Consider the following 17446-nt stretch of genomic DNA (forward strand, 5'->3'; position numbering starts at 1 on the left):
TGCCTTATGCACATTTTCAGACACCTTAAGCGCCTGGTGACCGACTGGTTCCTCTGCGGCATGCTGCTCGCCACCCTGCTGGCGTACTTTTTCCCGACCTTCGGCGCCACCGGCGGTGCAATGCATGCCGAGTGGGTGGTCAACGTCGGCATCTTCGTGGTGTTCTTCCTGCACGGGGTCAATCTGTCGGGCGAACAGATCCGTCATGGCCTGAAAAACATCCGGCTGCACCTGATGGTGCAGGGCTTCACCTTTGGGGTGTTCCCGTTGATCTGGCTGGTGAGCGACGTGCTACTGGGCAGTCATGTACCGTCACTGCTGATGCTGGGGTTCTTCTACCTGTGCGCCCTGCCCTCGACCATCTCGTCTTCGGTGGCCTTGACGGGCAGTGCGGGCGGCAACGTACCGGCGGCGATTCTCAATGCGAGCCTGTCCAGCGTGTTGGGGATTTTCCTCACGCCGCTGCTGGTCAGTCTGGTAGTCGGACGCGGCGCCGACGGCATCGACCTGGGTTCGACCTTGCTGGACCTGTGCATGATGTTGCTGTTACCGCTGGTGCTCGGACAGTTTCTGCGACGCTGGCTGGCCGGTTTTTTTGGCCGCTACAAACGCTACACCAGCGTCATCGACAAGCTGGTGATCCTGCTGCTGGTCTACGCGGCGTTCTGCAATTCCATGGTGTCCGGGATCTGGCGGCAACAAGGCAACGGCGTGCTGTTCAGCGCCGTATTGGGAAGTGCCGTGTTGCTGGCAATCATTCTCTGGACCACCACTCGCACCGCCCAGGCCCTGCGGTTCAACAATGCCGATGAAATTGCCGCAGTGTTCTGCGCCAGCAAGAAATCCCTGGCCGCTGGCGTGCCGATGGCGGCACTGATCTTCGGCAACCATCCCGGCCTCGGCCTGATTCTGCTGCCGATCATGATCTACCACCCGCTGCAACTGATCGTCTGTTCGATCCTGGCCGAACGCTACGCCAGCCGTCAGCGGACCCGGGTCAACCGGCAGAACGAAGCGGTGCTCAGCGCTCGATAATCGCCGTCACGCCCTGGCCGGCAGCCGCGCAGATGGAGATAAGCCCCCGGCCTTTTCCCGCCGCATCGAGCAACTTGGCAAGATTGGCGACGATTCGCCCGCCCGTGGCGGCAAACGGGTGCCCGGCGGCCAGCGAACTGCCCTTCACGTTCAGGCGACTGCGGTCTATGGCGCCCAGCGGGGCGTCCAGTCCCAAGCGTGTCTTGCAATAGTCCGGATCCTCCCAGGCTTTCAGCGTGCACAGCACCTGGGCGGCGAACGCCTCGTGGATTTCGTAGTAATCGAAGTCCTGCAACGCCAGGCCATTGCGCGCCAACAATTTCGGCACTGCGTAGGCAGGCGCCATCAGCAACCCTTCGGCGCCGTGGACAAAATCCACCGCGGCGGTCTGGCCATCACGCAGGTACGCCAGGATCGGCAGCCCCTGGGCCTTGGCCCACTCTTCGCTGCCCAGCAACACCAACGAAGCGCCATCAGTCAGCGGCGTGGAGTTACCCGCCGTCATCGTGCCCTTGGCACTTTTTTCAAAGGCCGGCTTGAGGGATGCGAGTTTTTCCAGGGTCAGGTCCGGGCGCAGGTTGTTGTCCCGGGTCAGACCGAGAAACGGTGTCATCAGGTCGTTCTGCCAGCCTTCGGCGTAGGACGCCGCCATTTTCTGATGGCTTTCCAGGGCCAATTGATCCTGTTCCTCCCTTGAAATCTGCCAGGTCTGGGCCATCAATTCGCAGTGTTGCCCCATGTTCAGGCCGGTGCGTGGCTCGTTGATGCGGGGCAGATCGGGGACCAGGTGCTGGGGGCGCAGCTGCAGGAACACTTTGATTTTGTCGGCGGTGGTCTTCGCACGATTGGCTTGCAGCAGAATCCTGCGCAACCCTTCATTGACGCCTATCGGTGCATCCGAAGTGGTGTCCACGCCACCGGCAATGGCGCTGTCGATCTGCCCCAGGGCGATCTTGTTGGCGACCAGCAGTACCGTTTCCAATCCCGTACCACAGGCCTGCTGCACGTCGTAGGCCGGGGTACTGGGCGACAATCGCGAGCCGAGCACGCATTCCCGGGTCAGGTTCATGTCCCGGGAATGCTTGAGCACCGCCCCGGCGGCGACCTCGCCAATGTGCAACCCATGCAGGTTGTAGCGCTCGATCAGCCCCTCGAGGGCCGCTGTCAGCATCGCCTGGTTGCTGGCGGTGGCATAGGGCCCGTTGGAGCGGGCGAAGGGAATGCGGTTTCCACCGATGATCGCGACGCGGCGTGGCTGTGTCATGAAGAGCTCCCGTGTGTGTTCGAATGCGTCTGGATATAAGTACGTTGCGTCTCTATCGCGAGCAGGCTCGCTCCCACGCCTCCCACATCAGCCTAGCGTAGGCTTTATTTCGTGGATCGAACGACCGAATACCAATCATGGTCCACACTTGGAAGCTCATCAGCCGGAGAGTGTTCCATGTCTGACCGTTATATCGACTTCGCCAACTCGGCCATCGGCCTGCGCCTGGTCGGGGCGCTCGGCTTGCCATCGCCGGTACGTCTTGAACGCTGGCAGGCCGGTCGGCTGCGCCCGATCGAAGGCGCGTTGCTGCTGGGCGGTGGGCCGTTGACCGCACAGATCGGCACGTTCGCCAAGCGCCTGACCGATGCCATTTTCGTCTACGGCGGCGAACCGACGCTGGCCACCGAGTGGATCCCCGGCCACGGCCCGAAAATCAAGGCCGTGGTGTACGACGCCAGCCACTTGGTACAGGTCGATCAGCTCAAGCAGTTGCGGGAATTTTTCCAGCCGTTGATGAAGAACCTCGACCGCAGCGCCCACGTCGTCGTTCTCGGACGCGCCCCGGAAACCCTTGACGATCCGTTTGCCGCCAGTGCCCAGCGGGCGCTGGAGGGGTTCAGCCGGTCACTGGCCAAGGAACTGCGTCACGGCGGCACCTTGCAGCTGCTGTATGTCGGCGACGGCGCCGAAGCCCAACTGGAAGGCGCGCTGCGGTTTTTCCTCTCGCCTAAAAGCGCCTACGTTTCCGGACAGGTCATTCGCCTCAAGGCCTGTGATGCCCAGGTCCAGGACTGGACACGGCCGCTTACCGGGCTCAGGGCGCTGGTCACTGGCGCCGCCCGTGGGATCGGCGCGTCCATCGCCGAAACCCTCGCCCGTGACGGCGCCGATGTGATCCTGCTGGACGTCCCGCCGGCCAAGACCGACCTCGAAGCTCTGGCCGCTCGCCTGGGCGGGCGCGGCGTCACGCTGGACATTTGCGCCGAAGACGCCGCCGCCCGGTTGATCGAACACCTGCCCGACGGCGTCGACATCGTGGTGCATAACGCCGGCATCACCCGGGACAAGACCCTGGCGAACATGACGCCGGAATTCTGGGACGCGGTGCTGGCGGTCAATCTCAATGCGCCGCAAGTGCTGACCAAGGCGCTGCTGGACAGCGGCACCCTGCGGGACAATGGCCGGGTGATTCTATTGGCGTCCATCAGCGGGATCGCCGGCAATCGCGGCCAGACCAACTATGCGGCGAGCAAGGCCGGGCTGATCGGCCTGGCCCAGGCCTGGGCACCGACCCTGCAGGCACGGGGGATCAGCATTAACGCCGTGGCTCCAGGTTTTATCGAGACCCGGATGACTGCCGAGATCCCCTTCGCCCTGCGCGAAGCCGGGCGACGCATGAGCTCCCTGGGCCAGGGCGGCTTGCCCCAGGACGTCGCCGAAGCTGTCGCATGGCTTGCGCAACCGGGCACGGGTGCCGTCACCGGACAGGCGCTGCGGGTGTGCGGGCAAAGCCTGCTGGGAGCATGACCATGACGATTCAATGGCACGAGGTCAGTGGCGCGCCGAACATGTCCGGGCTTTACACAAAAGCCGCGACGCACCGCAAGATCACCGGCACGACGCTGCCGACGGTGGGACTGCGCCAGTCGCTCCAGGTCGATCAGCAACGCCTGGCGGCCTACCGCAAGGTCTGCGGTTTCGTCGATAACGGGTTGCTGCCTCCGACCTACCCCCACGTCATGGCGTTCGGCCTGCAAATGCAACTGCTCACCGACCGGGACTTTCCATTCCCGCTCTTGGGGCTGGTGCACTTGAGCAACCGCATCCGCGTTTTGCGCCCCATGGGCGGCGTCGGCCAGGTGCGGGCCAGTGTCAATGTCGAAAACCTCAACGCCCACCCAAAAGGTGCGGTGTTCAGCCTCGTCACCCGTATCGATGATCAGTTGGGGCCGTTGTGGGAAGCCGAGAGCGAGATGCTCTGCAAAGGCGTGCAGCTGGACGGCGCATTGGTCGAGCCCGAGGAGCAGGAGCGTCCGGCACTGACCGAGGTGGCCCACTGGAGCGCACCCGCCGATATCGGCCGGCAGTACGCCAAAGTGTCAGGCGACTACAATCCGATCCACCTGAGCGGCCTCAGCGCGCGCTTGTTCGGTTTCCCCACCGCCATCGCCCATGGCTTATGGAACAAGGCCCGAACCCTGGCGGCGCTGGATGATCACCTGCCCGAAGCCAACCTTGAGATCGACGTGACCTTCAAGAAGCCTGTTCGGCTGCCCAGCGAAGTGACATTGCTGGCGAGCGCGGCGGGGTCCAGTGGTCACTTGCGGTTGGTGGGGTCCGGAGAGTTGGAGCACATGGTGGGTAGCTGGCGGCCGATTGCCTGAATCGGTCCCATCCCTGTGCTCCTACAGGTTCAGTCCATTATCGCGGTGGGTAGTTGGAGAGGATCCGCCCGACCGTTTCACGTACAGCGGCACTGCGATCAGCCGGATTGGGTGAATCGCTGAGCAGTTGCTCGTCACTGCCGCGCCACACCAGCTTGCCGTCCTTGCCATCAAGCAAATCGATCTGCACCGTGGCCACCTTGTAGCTGATGTTGCGGGTTTCGTTATACATCGGCCCGCCCCAGTAACCATTCCAGGGACCGCCCCAGCCACCGCCGTAGTTCGTGGTGACTTGTTGCTGGCGGTCTTCGACGATCAGGTAGGCCTGGACCAGCACATCGCCTCGCCCACCCGACGGGGCTGGACGCAGGCCACGCTGGTCGAGTTGAGCGGCAACCGCCTGGCGAATCCGCTGTTCGGTCAGGTCACTTTTGATCCGTGGATCATCGGGGCGATATTGCAACGCCGGGTCTTTCCAGCTCCAGCTGCGGTAGGCCGCGAAATCGCGGCTGGTGTCGAAGTCGTGATTGACTTGCTTACCGGCACAGGCGCTGAGCAAGACGGCAAAGACCAGTAAAGCGAGACGGCGGAACATGATTCTTCTCCGTTACGTAATCAACTGGGCGGATAAGCCGACAGGGCTTTTTCCACCGCGTCGCGAATGGCATCGGTGCGTTCACTCTGACTGCCACGCTGGCTGGTCTCGGCACTGGAGCTCCATACCGGCTGCCCCGTACGGGCGTCGAACAGTTCCACACGGACCACCACGACCTGCTCCTGATACGTGCGCACCACCGGGACCGAGTGGTACATGCCATAACCCGGACCATAGCGGTTGTAACGGTCGTAGCCGCCGTAGTAACCCGAGTCGTAGTCATCGCGAACCTGGCGCAGCCGGGTTTCCAGGCGCAGGTCGGCGCTGACGAACAGGTCGGCCGGCCGGTTGTCATGCAGCGGACGCAGGCCTCGCTGATCCAGGGCGTTGCTCACCGCCTCGGCCACCTGGGCCGAATCCGCCCACGCAGTGCCCGGCGGTAGCCGACCGTTGAGCCAGGCCCAACTGCGATAGCGTCCATAGTCACGCGGCGGCGCGGGGTAGGCACTGCGGTCGAACACCGTGGCGGCTTCGGGCGGTGCCGGGGGTAGCGGTCTGGAAGTGGCGACATACGGGTTGCTGCCCTGGCAGGCGGCCAGCCCCAGGCACAACGCCAATACCCCTGAACGACCTTTCATGTTGCTCTCCGATTTCTCTGCGATCAGAGCGGACGGCAGATCCAGTGCAGATAGCGCCCCAGCCCGGCAAACGCCGGATGGCGACGGTGGGCCAGCTCCATTTCCAGCAATTGTGCCAGCTCCACACGGCCCTGGAACTCCATCGGCATGTAGTCATGGAAAACCCGCACGCCACTCTGACTTTCGACCTGCCACAGGCCCTCAAGTTGCGCCGCCAATTCCCGTGGATCAAGGGGTTGTTGCGGCGTCAGGCTCTGCTTTTCACCCGCCATGTCATTCTTGCGCAACTTGCGGAAATGCCCCTTGAGCAGGTTGCGGTACACCAGCGCGTCGCGGTTGTAGAAGGCCAGGGAAAGCCAACCACCCGGCACGGTCAATTGATGCAGCACCGGCAGGATCGCGTGGGGCTCGGCCAGCCACTCCAGCACTGCATGACACAGCACCAGGTCGTAACGCTCAGTGAGCCGCCCCGGCAGATCCTGCCACGGCGCCTGGAGGAACGTAGCGTCCTGGCCGGCATCGGCAAACCGTTGGCGTGCGCCTTCAAGCATGGGTTCGGCCGGTTCGGCCAGGGTCACCTGATGACCGCGCTCGGCCAGCCACAACGACATATGCCCCAGCCCGGCCCCGATATCCAGCACTCGAAGCGGACGCTCCGGCAACGTCTCGATCAGGTCGGCCTGAAGCACCGCCAGACGAATCGCGCCCTTGGCCCCGCCGTAGATCTTTTCGGCGAAACGCGTGGCGAGTTGGTCGAAATGACGGTCGCTCATTGGCCGAACCGCCGCTCGCTGTCGGCCAGCTTGCTGCGCACGGCAGCGTCCATGTCCAGGCCCAGCTCGCTGCACAACAGCAACAGGTACAGCACGATATCCCCGACCTCCTGCCCGGCGTGGGCCAGTTTGTCCGCCGGCAACTGGCGCGACTGGTCCTCGGTCAACCATTGGAAGATCTCCACCAGCTCGGCCATTTCCACGCTGGCGGCCATGGCGAGGTTCTTCGGGCTGTGAAATTGCCGCCAGTCGTTACGGTCACGAATGGCGTGCAGGCGTTCGGTCAGTTCAACAAGGTTCATCGGGCTCTCCTGAATGCCCATAGCTTCGGGGGGAAGACAAGGGAAGGCAAGCGTCTCGGTACGAAGCGCAGATTTACTCCATAATCGAACGATCGAGGCCCTGAACAACTCCTACAATCACGCGCCATAGGCGGCGCTCAAACTTCTTTCATCAGGACGCACACATGCAGGTAGAAAGCTTTTTCGAATGGCTCGGCCAGGCACTCGGTTCGGTGATCCGCTTCATCGTCGACCTGCTCAGCGGCCTGTTCAACACCCTGGCCAATGCCGGCAGCAACTTCGTCGATGGCCTGTCCCGTGCGCTGGGCATGGACACCTCGATCATCAGCATCGTAGCGTTGATCCTGGGGTTGCTGATGCTTTACTCGGCCATCCGCGCGTTCATGCGGGCCTCGATCGTGCTGGGGATTATCTGGCTGGTGCTGGGGCTGTGGGTGTTGAGTTGGATCATTCACTAGGCTTGAGCGTCGGACAGCATTGTGCCGAGAGCAGCTACAATCGCGCTCCATCAAGGAGCTTCCATGTCCAAGCTGATCACCGACTGGCGCGATCGCCTGACCCATCGACGGGTCTGGGCGTTGGCCGCGCCGATGATTCTGTCGAACATTTCCGTACCGCTCGTGGCGTTGGTGGACAGCACCGTCATCGGCCATCTACCCCATGCCCATCAGTTGGGCGCGGTGGCGGTCGGGGGCAGTTTGTATACGGTGCTGGCGTGGGCCATGGGATTTCTGCGCATGGGCACCACCGGGTTCGCGGCGCAGGCGGCCGGGCGCGCAGATGGAGCCGCGTTGCGGCAGGTGTTGTTGCAGGGCTTGTTGCTGGCGATGGGGTTGGCGGTGTTGCTGGGTGCGCTCGGCGTGCCGTTGAGCGGCGTGGCCCTGCACTTCATGCAGCCGTCGGCCGAGCTCGATCAGTTGACCCGGGACTTCTTCTATACACGACTCTTCGGCCTTCCGGCCGCGCTGGCCGGCTATGCGCTGGTGGGCTGGTTCCTCGGTGCGCAGAATGCACGGGCGCCGTTGGCGATCCTGTTGACCACGAACCTGGTGAACATCGTCCTGAACCTGTGGTTCGTGCTCGGCCTGGACTGGGGGGTGGCCGGTTCCGCCCGGGCTTCGGTGATTGCCGAATGGACCGGAGCGCTGCTGGGCCTGGCACTGGCCCGCAAGACCCTGCGGGCCTGGCCTGGGCAGGTGGCCTGGGCAGCCCTGGGTCTGTGGCCGAACTGGCGCGCGTTGCTGGCGGTAAACCGCGATATCTTCATTCGTAGCCTCGCGTTGCAGTCAGTGTTTTTCCTGATCACCGTGCAGGGCGCCCGTCTGGGGGATGCGACGGTAGCGGCCAATGCCCTGCTGCTCAACGGGCTGCTGCTGACCGCCCATGCGTTGGACGGTCTCGCCCACGCCGTCGAAGCGCTGTGCGGCCATGCCATTGGCGCTCGCGACCGCCTGGCCCTGCGCCGCTCATTGGTGGTGGCCTGCGGTTGGTCATTGATTGCAAGCGTTGGCTTTGCGCTGCTGTTCCTGTTCGCCGGCCATCTGTTTATCGATATGCAGACCGACATCCCCGATGTGCACGACACCGCGTATCGCTACCTGCCTTATCTGGCGGCCTTGCCGCTGATCGCGGTGTGGAGCTATGTGCTCGACGGCTTGTTTATCGGTGCCACCCGAGCCAGGGAAATGCGCAATGGCATGTTACTGACCCTGTTGCTGGTCCTGCCCTTCGCCTGGACGCTACAAGGTCTGGGCAACCATGGACTGTGGATTACCTTCCTGCTGTTCATGGCGGTGCGCAGCCTGACCCTCGGCGGTTTCGCGTGGCGTTTACATCGGCGCGACCTCTGGCTTGGCACCCGAGTCGATTGACGCATCAACCTTCATCGCCCTGCCACAGCCGACGCAGATAGTCGAGACGTTCGTGCTGCGAGTCGCCCTTGAGCTCCGGTACCGACCGGGCATCGGGGTTTTGCAAACGCAGCCACAACCAGCCATCCAGCACCTCGCGCTCGGTAAACCCCAGCGCCAATCCATGCTCCAGATAATCCCAGAGCGCCCGGTAATCGCGCCCGGTATCGCGCGACCATTGCCAGGCATGACGCTCCAACAGGCATCGTTGCAATTGGTTCTGCTGCCGGGCGCTGAGGCTGTGCTCATTTTCCAGCACGCCGACCGAGAGCCCGGGATTGGAGAGCTGTTGCCAGCCCTGACTGCCAATGGCCCGGTCGGCCCAAGTGCCGCCGAACCAGCGCAGCAGGTCGATAGGCCCAAGCCAGCAACTGAGCTCAGCCGGGTCGCACCCGTCGAAGAAATAGCTGGCGGTGTGAGGGTTGTAATAACTCAGCAGCGCTTTGTGATGCATGCCCAGGGTCACCGTCAGCATCCGTCGCAGATGCGCCAGCAACTGTGTAACTGGCGATGCGCTTACCAGCAGCAATCCGGGCCAGGAGCCCGCATCCAGTTGACACAGTCCGATCAGCGCCGGTGATTGCTGCAGATCCACCAGCAGCGGGCCGTGCTCCCTGAGCCCATGCCATTCGGTGTCTTCGAACAAGGCAAAGCGCCGGACATCGGCGAACTGCTCTTGTAGAAGCCGCGCCGCCACCGGTGCGCCCGCAAGATCGAGCAACAGCCATTGAGGCGTTGATCCGGACATGGCGACAACACTCATGGGACGGCGCCTTGGGTGAGCAGCCGACAAGTACACACCGGCCGACCACAAGGACTGAAGCTGCCCCCCCCAGGCAACAGGCACAGCAACACCAGCGGCTCGGCCGCCCGGATCGCAGCCAGCAACACCGGGTCGGCTTCCGACGGCCAGGCAGGTTCGCGCAAAGGGGATTCCCCGATGGTCTCATCCGCCGTCTGTGGGCAGCCCGAGTCGTCGAGAAAGGCACTGATCATGGGGCGATCCGGGTCGCCTTCGATAAAACTCACCAACACTTCGCTCCCCTCGCCGAGGCTGCTCACGCCACCAGCGGCCAGATCAGGCGCCAAGGGCAGCCAGCAATGACTTGGGCTGGCCCCTTCGCCCTGATAGACCCAGTCTAATTGCACCGCCACGCGCCCTACGCGCTGCGATGCCGGCGCGTCCACCGCCACCACCCAGCCGCGTTGCGGAGCCGGCATTCGCGGTGTGGGAGGGCTGTCCGCCACGAACGATTGACCACCGGCAATGGCGCGGAAATGATTGCCGTAGCCATTGGCATCGCCGCGATGCTCGACCTTCGTCAAAAGCCAACGCTGATTCCAGTCGTCGAAAGGATGTGCCGTCAACGACAGGCCCTGACCACAGTGCAGGCCCATCAGATCGCTGCGGCCCTCGGCAACCTGCTCCCCTGAAGCTACGGTTTGCACGCTGAACTCCCGCACTCCGGGCACCCGGAGCTCGATGCCATAGGCCATCTCCTTGGCTGGGGCAAAGCTGTCGGGATTGTCCGCGAACACCAGGCAATGCGTGTCCCGCAGGTGTTCGAAATGAAAGTGAATGCCGGCCTGGGCGCATAAGCGTTGGAGAAATTGCAGGTCCGATTCCCGATATTGGGTACAGAAGTCCAGCGGTGGGTAATCGCGCTGCAGATCCAGACACAGGCCGCGGCCTCCGATACCGTGGCCCTTGAGTACCTGGCGGATGATCTGCGGAACCGTGCAGGCATTGAATACCCGCTGGCTGAAACGCTGCGCCAGGCACGCCAGCTTCGGCCCGATGCGCACCCGGCAGCCGGCGTCGTGGCGATGCTGCACAAGCTCGTGAATCTGACCGTGTATGCCCCGCTCCGAGCCTCCGAAGCTCAACCAGGCGCTACGGTACAACAGGCCTGCAAGATCCAGGGGCATGTCAACGGGCCGCAGTTCGACCTCATAGGCGAACGCTTCGCTGATGGCTTCGCTACCCTGGAAGGCCGAAACGACAAAGGGTTCGGGCAGACCGGCTATCTCCAGACGAAATAACGGTTCGTTGGCTGGATCGGACATCGGCGTATCTCTACAGGAGGGGCGGCCGGGGATTCTCGCTGAGAGCCATGGCGGAGTAGAGAGCCGAAGTACAAGTTAGGAAAGGGACTACACGAAATGAGGACAGCAGCGGTTAAATAAGCCGATCGGCCGAAATAACAGCGGCATAAATAAGAACGCCCTTCAGGACTATCCGAAAAAACCTGCAAGGTGCAGCGTATTTTCTGACAGCCCGGAGGGCGCTCATTTATTGATCAAACAACCATCAAGAAGACAGGTAGGACGAACGCGTGAGCCCCAGGCGCAACGCGTCCAGGAACTGCGTACGTTCGGCGGCGCTGATCCGGGCGCTGGCGCACTTGTCGCGGTAGTGAGTCATCAACTCCTCCGGCGACAAGTGTACGTAGCGCAACATGTCTTCGATGGTGTCGTGGGTTTCGATACCGGCGTGGTACACGCTGCCGTCGGCGTTCTGGTAGATGTTCACCGAGTCGGTGTCACCGAACAGGTTGTGCATATCGCCGAGGATTTCCTGGTAGGCACCCACCAGGAAGATACCCAGCAGATAGTCCTCACCGGGGTTGAGGGAATGGACTGGCAGGCTGGTCTCGATGCTCTGCTCGTCAACGTACTGCTTGATCTTGCCGTCGGAGTCGCAGGTCAGGTCTTGCAGCACGGCGCGGCGCAGCGGTTCTTCGTCGAGACGATGCAGCGGCAGGATCGGCAGCACCTGGCCGATGGCCCAGGTGTCCGGCAGGCTCTGGAACACCGAGAAGTTGCAGATGTATTTGTCGGCGAGCTTGTCGTTGAGTTCGTCCAGCACCTGGCGGTGGGAACGCTGGCGGGCCTTCAACGAGTTGTGCAGGCGACGGCATACGGCGAAGTAGCACTGCTCGGCCAAGGCTTTTTCCGCCAGGGTCAGCTTGCCATCGGCGTACTGGGCGGCCACGTCGCTCATGTAGTGAGTAGCGCGCCAGTAGGTTTCGGTGACCATTTCGATATCGGTCGGCCCCAGCAGGTCAACCAGCCATTGCACGGTTTCCGGCAACGCTTCCTTGTTTTCAATGACCGGCACGTCATCGTGATGTTTCTCGACGTCGGTCACCTGCACCACCAGCATGGCGTGGTGGGCAGTCAGGGATCGGCCGCTCTCGGAGAAAATGTGCGGATGCGGCAGGCTCTGGGCGTCGCAGAACTCCTTGAGCATACCGACCACGACGCCGGCATAGTCGTCCATGTCGTAGTTGATCGAACTGGCGTTGCGCGAATGCGTACCGTCGTAGTCCACGCCCAGGCCACCACCGACGTCGATGTGATCCACCGGCAGGCCAAGATTGCGCAGCTCACCGTAGTAACGGATCGCTTCCTTGAAGCCGTGCTGGTAGTCCGCCAGGTTGGCGATCTGCGAACCCATGTGGAAGTGCAACAGGCGGATGCCCTGGTCCAGGCCGGCGGCGCGGAAGCGCTCGACCACCGACAGCAGTTGCGCCGCCGACAAACCGAACTTGGATTTCTCGCCACCGGTATCGGCCCACTTGCTCGAGGCCAGGGACGACAGGCGCACCCGCAGGCCCACCTGTGGCTTGACCTTGAGCGATGCCGCTTCTTCGATCACCAGGCCGACTTCGGACTCTTTCTCGATGACGATGAAGACGTTGTGACCCAGCTTCTGGCCCATCAGCGCCAGGCGGATGAACTCTCGATCCTTGTAGCCGTTGCAGACGATGGTCCCACCCTTGGGCGCCAGGGCCAGCACCGCCAGCAACTCGGGCTTGGAGCCGGCCTCAAGGCCAATGGACACGTTCTGGGTGGCGATGATGTTCTCGATCACCGCTTCCTGTTGGTTGACCTTGATCGGATAGAGCGCGGTGTACTTGCTCTGGTATTCCAGGCGCGCGATGTTGCTGTCGAATGCGCCGGTGAGCTGGCGCACGCGGTCTTGCAAGATGTCGGGGAAGCGCACCAGCAGCGGCAGCGAAAGGCCGCTCTGGCGAAGTTGGTCGACCTGCTCGAACAGGTCGATGGGCGAACTGCCGGGACCGTTCGGACGGACTTCTACGCGACCGGCGTCATTGATCGCGAAATACCCGGCCCCCCAATGGCGAATTCCGTAAACACTGCGGCTGTCCGCAACTGTCCATTGGCTGCCATCGTCTTTGCGTGTGCGTCGTACGGACATCGAAGTCCCCTATGAAAGAAGTCAAAAATGCGCCATCCGGTCAGAGGCCGGCGCAGTCTGGAGAGTGAAGATGACGAATTGCCTGTCAGCAGGGTAGACCTTGCTCACCGAGCTGAGTTTAGAAAGCCGTTCAGCCGCCGGATTTTTTCGCCTTGAAACCGTGCCGTGCCAGTTCGGCCAGCAACAGCTCGACGTGATCGCCCTGGATCTCGATGACGCCGTCCTTCAACGCGCCCCCGGTGCCACAGCGTTTCTTCAACGTGGTGGCCAGTTCCTTGAGCGCGTCTTCGGCCAACGGCACGCCGGTGATCGTAGTCACCGTCTTGCCGCCGCGCCCCTTGCTTTCACGGCGCACGCGAGCGATACCGTCGCCGGCGGGGATGACGGTCTGTTTGCAGATGCAGGCGTCCACCGGCTGGCGGCATTCAGGGCAATGACGACCGGCGTCGGTAGAAAATACCAGGCCGCCCAGGGCGGCGAAGGATGCGGCTTTTTTGGCCACCGGCAATCCTCTCGGGAGGACAAAGACTGGCCAGGACAAACAGTGCCCCGACCGCGAAGCCCCACTCAGGCAGGGGCAGCGCTACTGGACCCGCAGACGCCGGTCCAGCTTGAAAAGTCGCGCAGTGTAACGGCAAAAACTCCAATTGCTAAGGGCCAATCGGCGCCAATTTACTGCTTCTTTGCGACGCCGTTGCCATGGGCCCGCAAATAGCGCTCCAGCGCTGCCAGGGAGTCCGGGCAATAGGGCTTGTTCCGGATGTCTTCGAGCACCTGCTCGACTGGCATGAAACGCGCTTCGAGGACCTCTTCCGGCTGCAGGATCAGCGGGCCGTCCCACACCGCAGAGAACGCCGAACACCATAGGCGACTGCCAGGGTCTTCGAAATAGAAATGGTCGTGGGCGGTCAGTGACACGCCGCTCACGCCCAATTCCTCTTCCAGCTCACGGGCGGCCGATTCGGCGTAGCTCTCGTTCGCCTGCACCATTCCGCCCGCCGCCACATCCCAGAAACCGGGGTAGATGGCCTTGCTCAGGGTTCGCCGGTGAACGCACAGTTCACCGGCCGAGTTGAACAACATGATGTAGGTGCCACGCCCGATCAGGCCGCGCTCGCGCAGCTCCGAGCGCACCAGGCTGCCGAGCAGGTTGTCGTGCTCATCGACCCAAGCGATCAGCTCGGCATCCGAAGCCTCTCGATGGGCGGCCTCCCGGGTGATTTCATTCATGGATCAGCCCTGGTTCAGCAATTGCCGCAAGTCGATCACCGCCGCGTTGGCCCGGGAAATGTAATTGGCCATGACCAACGAATGGTTCGCCAGGACACCGAAGCCGCTGCCATTGAGAATCATCGGGCTCCAGACCGGTTCCTGAGACGCTTCCAGCTCTCGGATGATCTGCCGGACGCTGACGGTGGCGTTCTTCTTCGCCAATACGTCGGCGAAGTCCACTTCGATGGCGCGCAGCAAGTGAGACAAGGCCCAGGCCTGTCCACGCGCTTCATAGAACACATTGTCGATCTGCAACCACGGAGTCTCGACCACTTCTTCGTCGACCTGCGGCACCTGGCCCGGCGCCGGGACTTCGGTTTTCAACGCAGTATTGAGCTTGACTCGGCCGACGCTGGCCGACAGGCGCTGGGACAGCGACCCCAAACGAGTGCCGACATCGCCCAGCCAGTTGTTCAGGTTATCGGCGCGAGCATAGAACAGCGCGCTTTTCTGGGCTGGATCGGACAGGCGTGCCTGATAGCGGCTCAGCGAGTTGATGCCTTCCTGATACTCCGACTCACTGGAAGGCAGCACCCAGCTGCGGTTATCGAAATTGAAACGCGGCTCTGCCTTGGCGAGATCGGCGTCTTCGGCAGACTGGGACTGGGAGCGGGCGAAGTCCTTGCGCAAGGCGCGGCTCAGGTCGCGAACCTGCACCAGCACGCCATATTCCCAGCTCGGCATGTTGTCCATCCACAGGCCTGGCGGGAAACGGTCATTGGAGATGTAGCCGCCCGGCTTGGTCAGCAGGGTGCCGGCCACGCTCTTGAGGGTCTCGACGGTGGTGTAGCCCACCACCATTTGCCGACCATCCTTCTCGGCCGCCGCCTGGGCACTCTGCTGCACGGGAAACAAGGCGGGCTCCTGGCTCCAGTACCAGCCGATGGCGATGGTCACCAACAGGTACAGGCCCACCAGCGTGCCCAGCGCACGGCTGAAGAACAGCCCGCCCAGGTAGCTGCGGGTGTCCGATTTCGGCTCGGCGGCCCGTTCAGGTGCGCTGCCCGCGCGGTTTTTCCAGTCCAGCATGGCGATGTCCCTTCAATCACTTGAGTTCACGGTTCGACCACAACCCTACGCCATCGTGCCTGAACTGAGGCACGTAAACAGGCTGGCACGGCGAGGCAATCGGACCGTCACTATAAAGGAAGCGCAGCCGTCGGCCTATGCGACCGAGCGGTCGGAAACTGAATTGAGTCTTGAGGCAGATTATTGACGTATGACACTCATGCGAGGGAAAAGAGGTGCTAGCATAGAGCCACCAGTCGACCTCAGCATGCACCCTAACTAGTAGTCAGGATATGACCGAGCCAGAAGACCCCAGCCGTGAGCGCCTCAAGCACCACTTTGCCCAGCGGGTAATTCACCAGGCTCGCCAGATCCTGGAGATATGGCAACGCCTGCAACGCAGCGAATGGTCCAGCACCGACCTGTCGGAGCTCAGCGAAGCCAATCTGCGCCTGCTGCGCTTCGCCGAGCGTTTCGAGCAGCCGGAGCACTCCCAGCTTGCCCACGGCATCAGCCAGTCGTTGCAAGCGGTGGATGCCAATCGCGGGCGGCTGAGCAGTCACCTGATCACCGAGATCAACCGGCTGATGCAACGGCTGTCCCGCACAGGCCTGCGCCATGGCGACCAGCTCGAACAAACCTTCCTGCCGCCGCTGCGCAAGCCCATCTATGTGTTGTTGCAGGATCATGACCGCGCCGAGCGACTGGCCAAGCAGTTGGAATTCTTCGGCCTCAGCGCCCAGGCGCTGGACAGTGTCGCGGCATTTCGTGCCTCGATGGTCGAGCGCTTGCCGGCGGCGATCGTCATGGATGTGGACTTCAGTGGCCCTGGGGTTGGCCTGAAACTGGCCGCCGAAGCCCAGCAAGGCCTGGAGCAGCCATTGCCGCTGTTGTTCTTCAGCCTGTTGGAAACCGACACACCGACACGCCTGGCGGCGGTCCGGGCCGGTGGGCAGGAATTCCTGACCGGCACCCTGGAAGCCTCCAGTCTGCTGGAAAAGATCGAAGTGCTGACGTGTGTCGCCCAGTACGAACCTTATAAAGTGTTGATCATCGATGACTCCCGCGCCCAGGCCCTGCACACCGAGCGCCTGCTCAACAGCGCCGGCATCGTGACCCGCACGCTGACCGAGCCGATCCAGGCCATGGCGGAACTGGCGGACTTCCAACCCGACCTGATCATCCTGGACATGTACATGCCCGCTTGCACCGGCACTGAACTGGCCAAGGTGATCCGCCACAATGACCGCTATGTGAGCGTGCCGATCATTTACCTGTCCGCCGAAGATGATCTGGACAAACAGCTCGACGCCATGAGCGAGGGTGGCGACGACTTCCTGACCAAACCGATCAAGCCCCGGCATCTGATCACCACGGTTCGAAATCGCGCAGCCCGGGCCCGCAACCTCAAGGCGCGGATGGTGCGCGACAGCCTCACCGGCCTGTACAACCACACCCATATCCTGCAACTGCTCGAAGACTGCTGCTTCCGTGCGCGTCGCGAAGGCAAACCGCTAAGCTTCGCCATGCTGGACATCGACCATTTCAAACGGGTCAACGACAGCCATGGCCACCCCATGGGCGACCGGGTGATCAAGAGCCTCGCGCTGTTCCTCAAGCAACGCCTGCGCAAGACCGACTTCATTGGTCGTTATGGCGGTGAAGAGTTTGCCATTGTCATGCCGGACACCGACATCGACGCTGCGTGCGCGGTGCTGGATGAAATCCGCCAGCGCTTTGCCGAAATCCACTACCCAGCCCAGCCTCAGGACCTGTGGTGCACATTCAGCGCCGGCGTGGTGGAGATGAGCGAAACGTCCGACAGCCTGATGATGGCCAGCCAGGCGGATGAGGCGCTGTATCGCGCCAAGCATGCCGGTCGTAACCGGGTGCAGAGCGCACGCCAATCAAAGCAAAGTGCCATCTTTTCATCCGAAACCACCGATTCAGTCATAAACCTGTAACCCAAGCGCAATAAATTCAGGCACTTACGATTCTGCCCCCGGTAGACCCCGATGCGCCTGAAGCTGCTGACAA

General features: G+C 62.5%; 17 protein-coding genes. 6 read left to right on the forward strand and 11 right to left on the reverse strand.

The window, feature by feature from the left end:
* Positions 1–6 precede the first annotated feature (6 nt).
* The gene (locus tag EGM97_RS13815) at positions 7–1035 is read left to right on the forward strand and encodes a bile acid:sodium symporter family protein (RefSeq protein WP_238965411.1); all 1029 of its coding nucleotides are present in this window, start codon (positions 7–9) and stop codon (positions 1033–1035) included.
* Here EGM97_RS13815 and EGM97_RS13820 read toward each other — a convergent pair.
* The gene (locus EGM97_RS13820; protein ID WP_238965410.1) at positions 1022–2299 is read right to left on the reverse strand and encodes an acetyl-CoA C-acetyltransferase; all 1278 of its coding nucleotides are present in this window, start codon (positions 2297–2299) and stop codon (positions 1022–1024) included. The two genes, EGM97_RS13815 and EGM97_RS13820, sit on opposite strands and share 14 nt — an antisense overlap.
* Positions 2300–2476: 177 nt before the next feature.
* On the opposite strand from EGM97_RS13820, the gene EGM97_RS13825 reads away from it, so the two are divergent.
* Together EGM97_RS13825 and EGM97_RS13830 are read left to right on the forward strand one after the other, a co-directional pair.
* Positions 2477–3829 carry a 3-oxoacyl-ACP reductase gene (locus tag EGM97_RS13825; RefSeq protein ID WP_238965409.1) on the forward strand — a complete coding sequence of 451 codons (1353 nt, stop codon included), beginning with the start codon at positions 2477–2479 and terminating at the stop codon, positions 3827–3829.
* A 2-nt stretch (positions 3830–3831) separates the two neighbouring features.
* The gene (locus tag EGM97_RS13830) at positions 3832–4686 is read left to right on the forward strand and encodes a MaoC family dehydratase (RefSeq protein ID WP_238965408.1); all 855 of its coding nucleotides are present in this window, start codon (positions 3832–3834) and stop codon (positions 4684–4686) included.
* 37 nt (positions 4687–4723) lie between these two features.
* On the opposite strand, the gene EGM97_RS13835 is transcribed toward EGM97_RS13830, so the two are convergent.
* From EGM97_RS13835 to EGM97_RS13850, 4 genes are read right to left on the reverse strand one after another with little or no spacing between them, the layout of a single operon-like run.
* Positions 4724–5281 (reverse strand): DUF4136 domain-containing protein, encoded by a 558-nt coding sequence (locus tag EGM97_RS13835; protein ID WP_238965407.1) that lies wholly within the window; start codon positions 5279–5281, stop codon positions 4724–4726.
* Between the two features lie 20 nt (positions 5282–5301).
* On the reverse strand, positions 5302–5919 hold the full coding sequence (locus EGM97_RS13840; protein ID WP_238965406.1) for a DUF4136 domain-containing protein: 618 nt from the start codon (positions 5917–5919) through the stop codon (positions 5302–5304).
* A gap of 23 nt (positions 5920–5942) precedes the next feature.
* Entirely contained in the window at positions 5943–6692 is a 750-nt protein-coding gene (locus tag EGM97_RS13845) for a methyltransferase domain-containing protein (protein ID WP_238965405.1), read from the reverse strand.
* Positions 6689–6994: a MazG-like family protein gene (locus tag EGM97_RS13850; RefSeq protein ID WP_238965404.1), complete on the reverse strand. Its 306-nt coding sequence runs from the start codon at positions 6992–6994 to the stop codon at positions 6689–6691. The genes EGM97_RS13845 and EGM97_RS13850 overlap by 4 nt, the downstream gene beginning before the upstream one ends.
* 164 nt (positions 6995–7158) lie before the next feature.
* Here EGM97_RS13850 and EGM97_RS13855 point away from each other — a divergent pair, with 164 nt between their 5' ends.
* Both EGM97_RS13855 and EGM97_RS13860 read left to right on the forward strand, forming a co-directional pair.
* Positions 7159–7452 carry a hypothetical protein gene (locus EGM97_RS13855; protein WP_238965403.1) on the forward strand — a complete coding sequence of 98 codons (294 nt, stop codon included), beginning with the start codon at positions 7159–7161 and terminating at the stop codon, positions 7450–7452.
* 63 nt (positions 7453–7515) lie between these two features.
* Entirely contained in the window at positions 7516–8865 is a 1350-nt protein-coding gene (locus EGM97_RS13860; RefSeq protein ID WP_238965402.1) for an MATE family efflux transporter, read from the forward strand.
* Between the two features lie 4 nt (positions 8866–8869).
* Here the strand turns inward: EGM97_RS13860 and EGM97_RS13865 are convergent, their stop codons facing one another.
* The 6 genes from EGM97_RS13865 to EGM97_RS13890 all read right to left on the reverse strand — a co-directional run bounded on the left by EGM97_RS13865 (position 8870) and on the right by EGM97_RS13890 (position 15430).
* Positions 8870–9667, reverse strand: a complete 798-nt coding sequence (locus EGM97_RS13865; protein WP_238965401.1) for a DUF4123 domain-containing protein — start codon at positions 9665–9667, stop codon at positions 8870–8872.
* On the reverse strand, positions 9664–10971 hold the full coding sequence (locus EGM97_RS13870) for a type VI secretion system Vgr family protein (protein ID WP_238965400.1): 1308 nt from the start codon (positions 10969–10971) through the stop codon (positions 9664–9666). The genes EGM97_RS13865 and EGM97_RS13870 overlap by 4 nt, the downstream gene beginning before the upstream one ends.
* Positions 10972–11215: 244 nt before the next feature.
* The gene (gene speA / locus EGM97_RS13875; protein ID WP_238965399.1) at positions 11216–13129 is read right to left on the reverse strand and encodes an arginine decarboxylase; all 1914 of its coding nucleotides are present in this window, start codon (positions 13127–13129) and stop codon (positions 11216–11218) included.
* A gap of 130 nt (positions 13130–13259) precedes the next feature.
* Positions 13260–13631: a translation initiation factor Sui1 gene (locus tag EGM97_RS13880; protein ID WP_238965398.1), complete on the reverse strand. Its 372-nt coding sequence runs from the start codon at positions 13629–13631 to the stop codon at positions 13260–13262.
* Between the two features lie 170 nt (positions 13632–13801).
* Positions 13802–14359, reverse strand: a complete 558-nt coding sequence (locus EGM97_RS13885) for an NUDIX hydrolase (RefSeq protein ID WP_238965397.1) — start codon at positions 14357–14359, stop codon at positions 13802–13804.
* A 3-nt stretch (positions 14360–14362) separates the two neighbouring features.
* Positions 14363–15430, reverse strand: a complete 1068-nt coding sequence (locus EGM97_RS13890; RefSeq protein ID WP_238965396.1) for a DUF2333 family protein — start codon at positions 15428–15430, stop codon at positions 14363–14365.
* Positions 15431–15702: 272 nt separating this feature from the next.
* Here EGM97_RS13890 and EGM97_RS13895 point away from each other — a divergent pair, with 272 nt between their 5' ends.
* Complete coding sequence (locus EGM97_RS13895) at positions 15703–17373, forward strand: diguanylate cyclase (protein ID WP_238965395.1); 1671 nt, start codon at positions 15703–15705, stop codon at positions 17371–17373.
* Positions 17374–17446 lie beyond the last annotated feature (73 nt).

Origin of the sequence: Pseudomonas sp. AF32 (genome assembly GCF_022342325.2) — a bacterium.
GTDB classification, from domain to species: domain Bacteria; phylum Pseudomonadota; class Gammaproteobacteria; order Pseudomonadales; family Pseudomonadaceae; genus Aquipseudomonas; species Aquipseudomonas uvaldensis.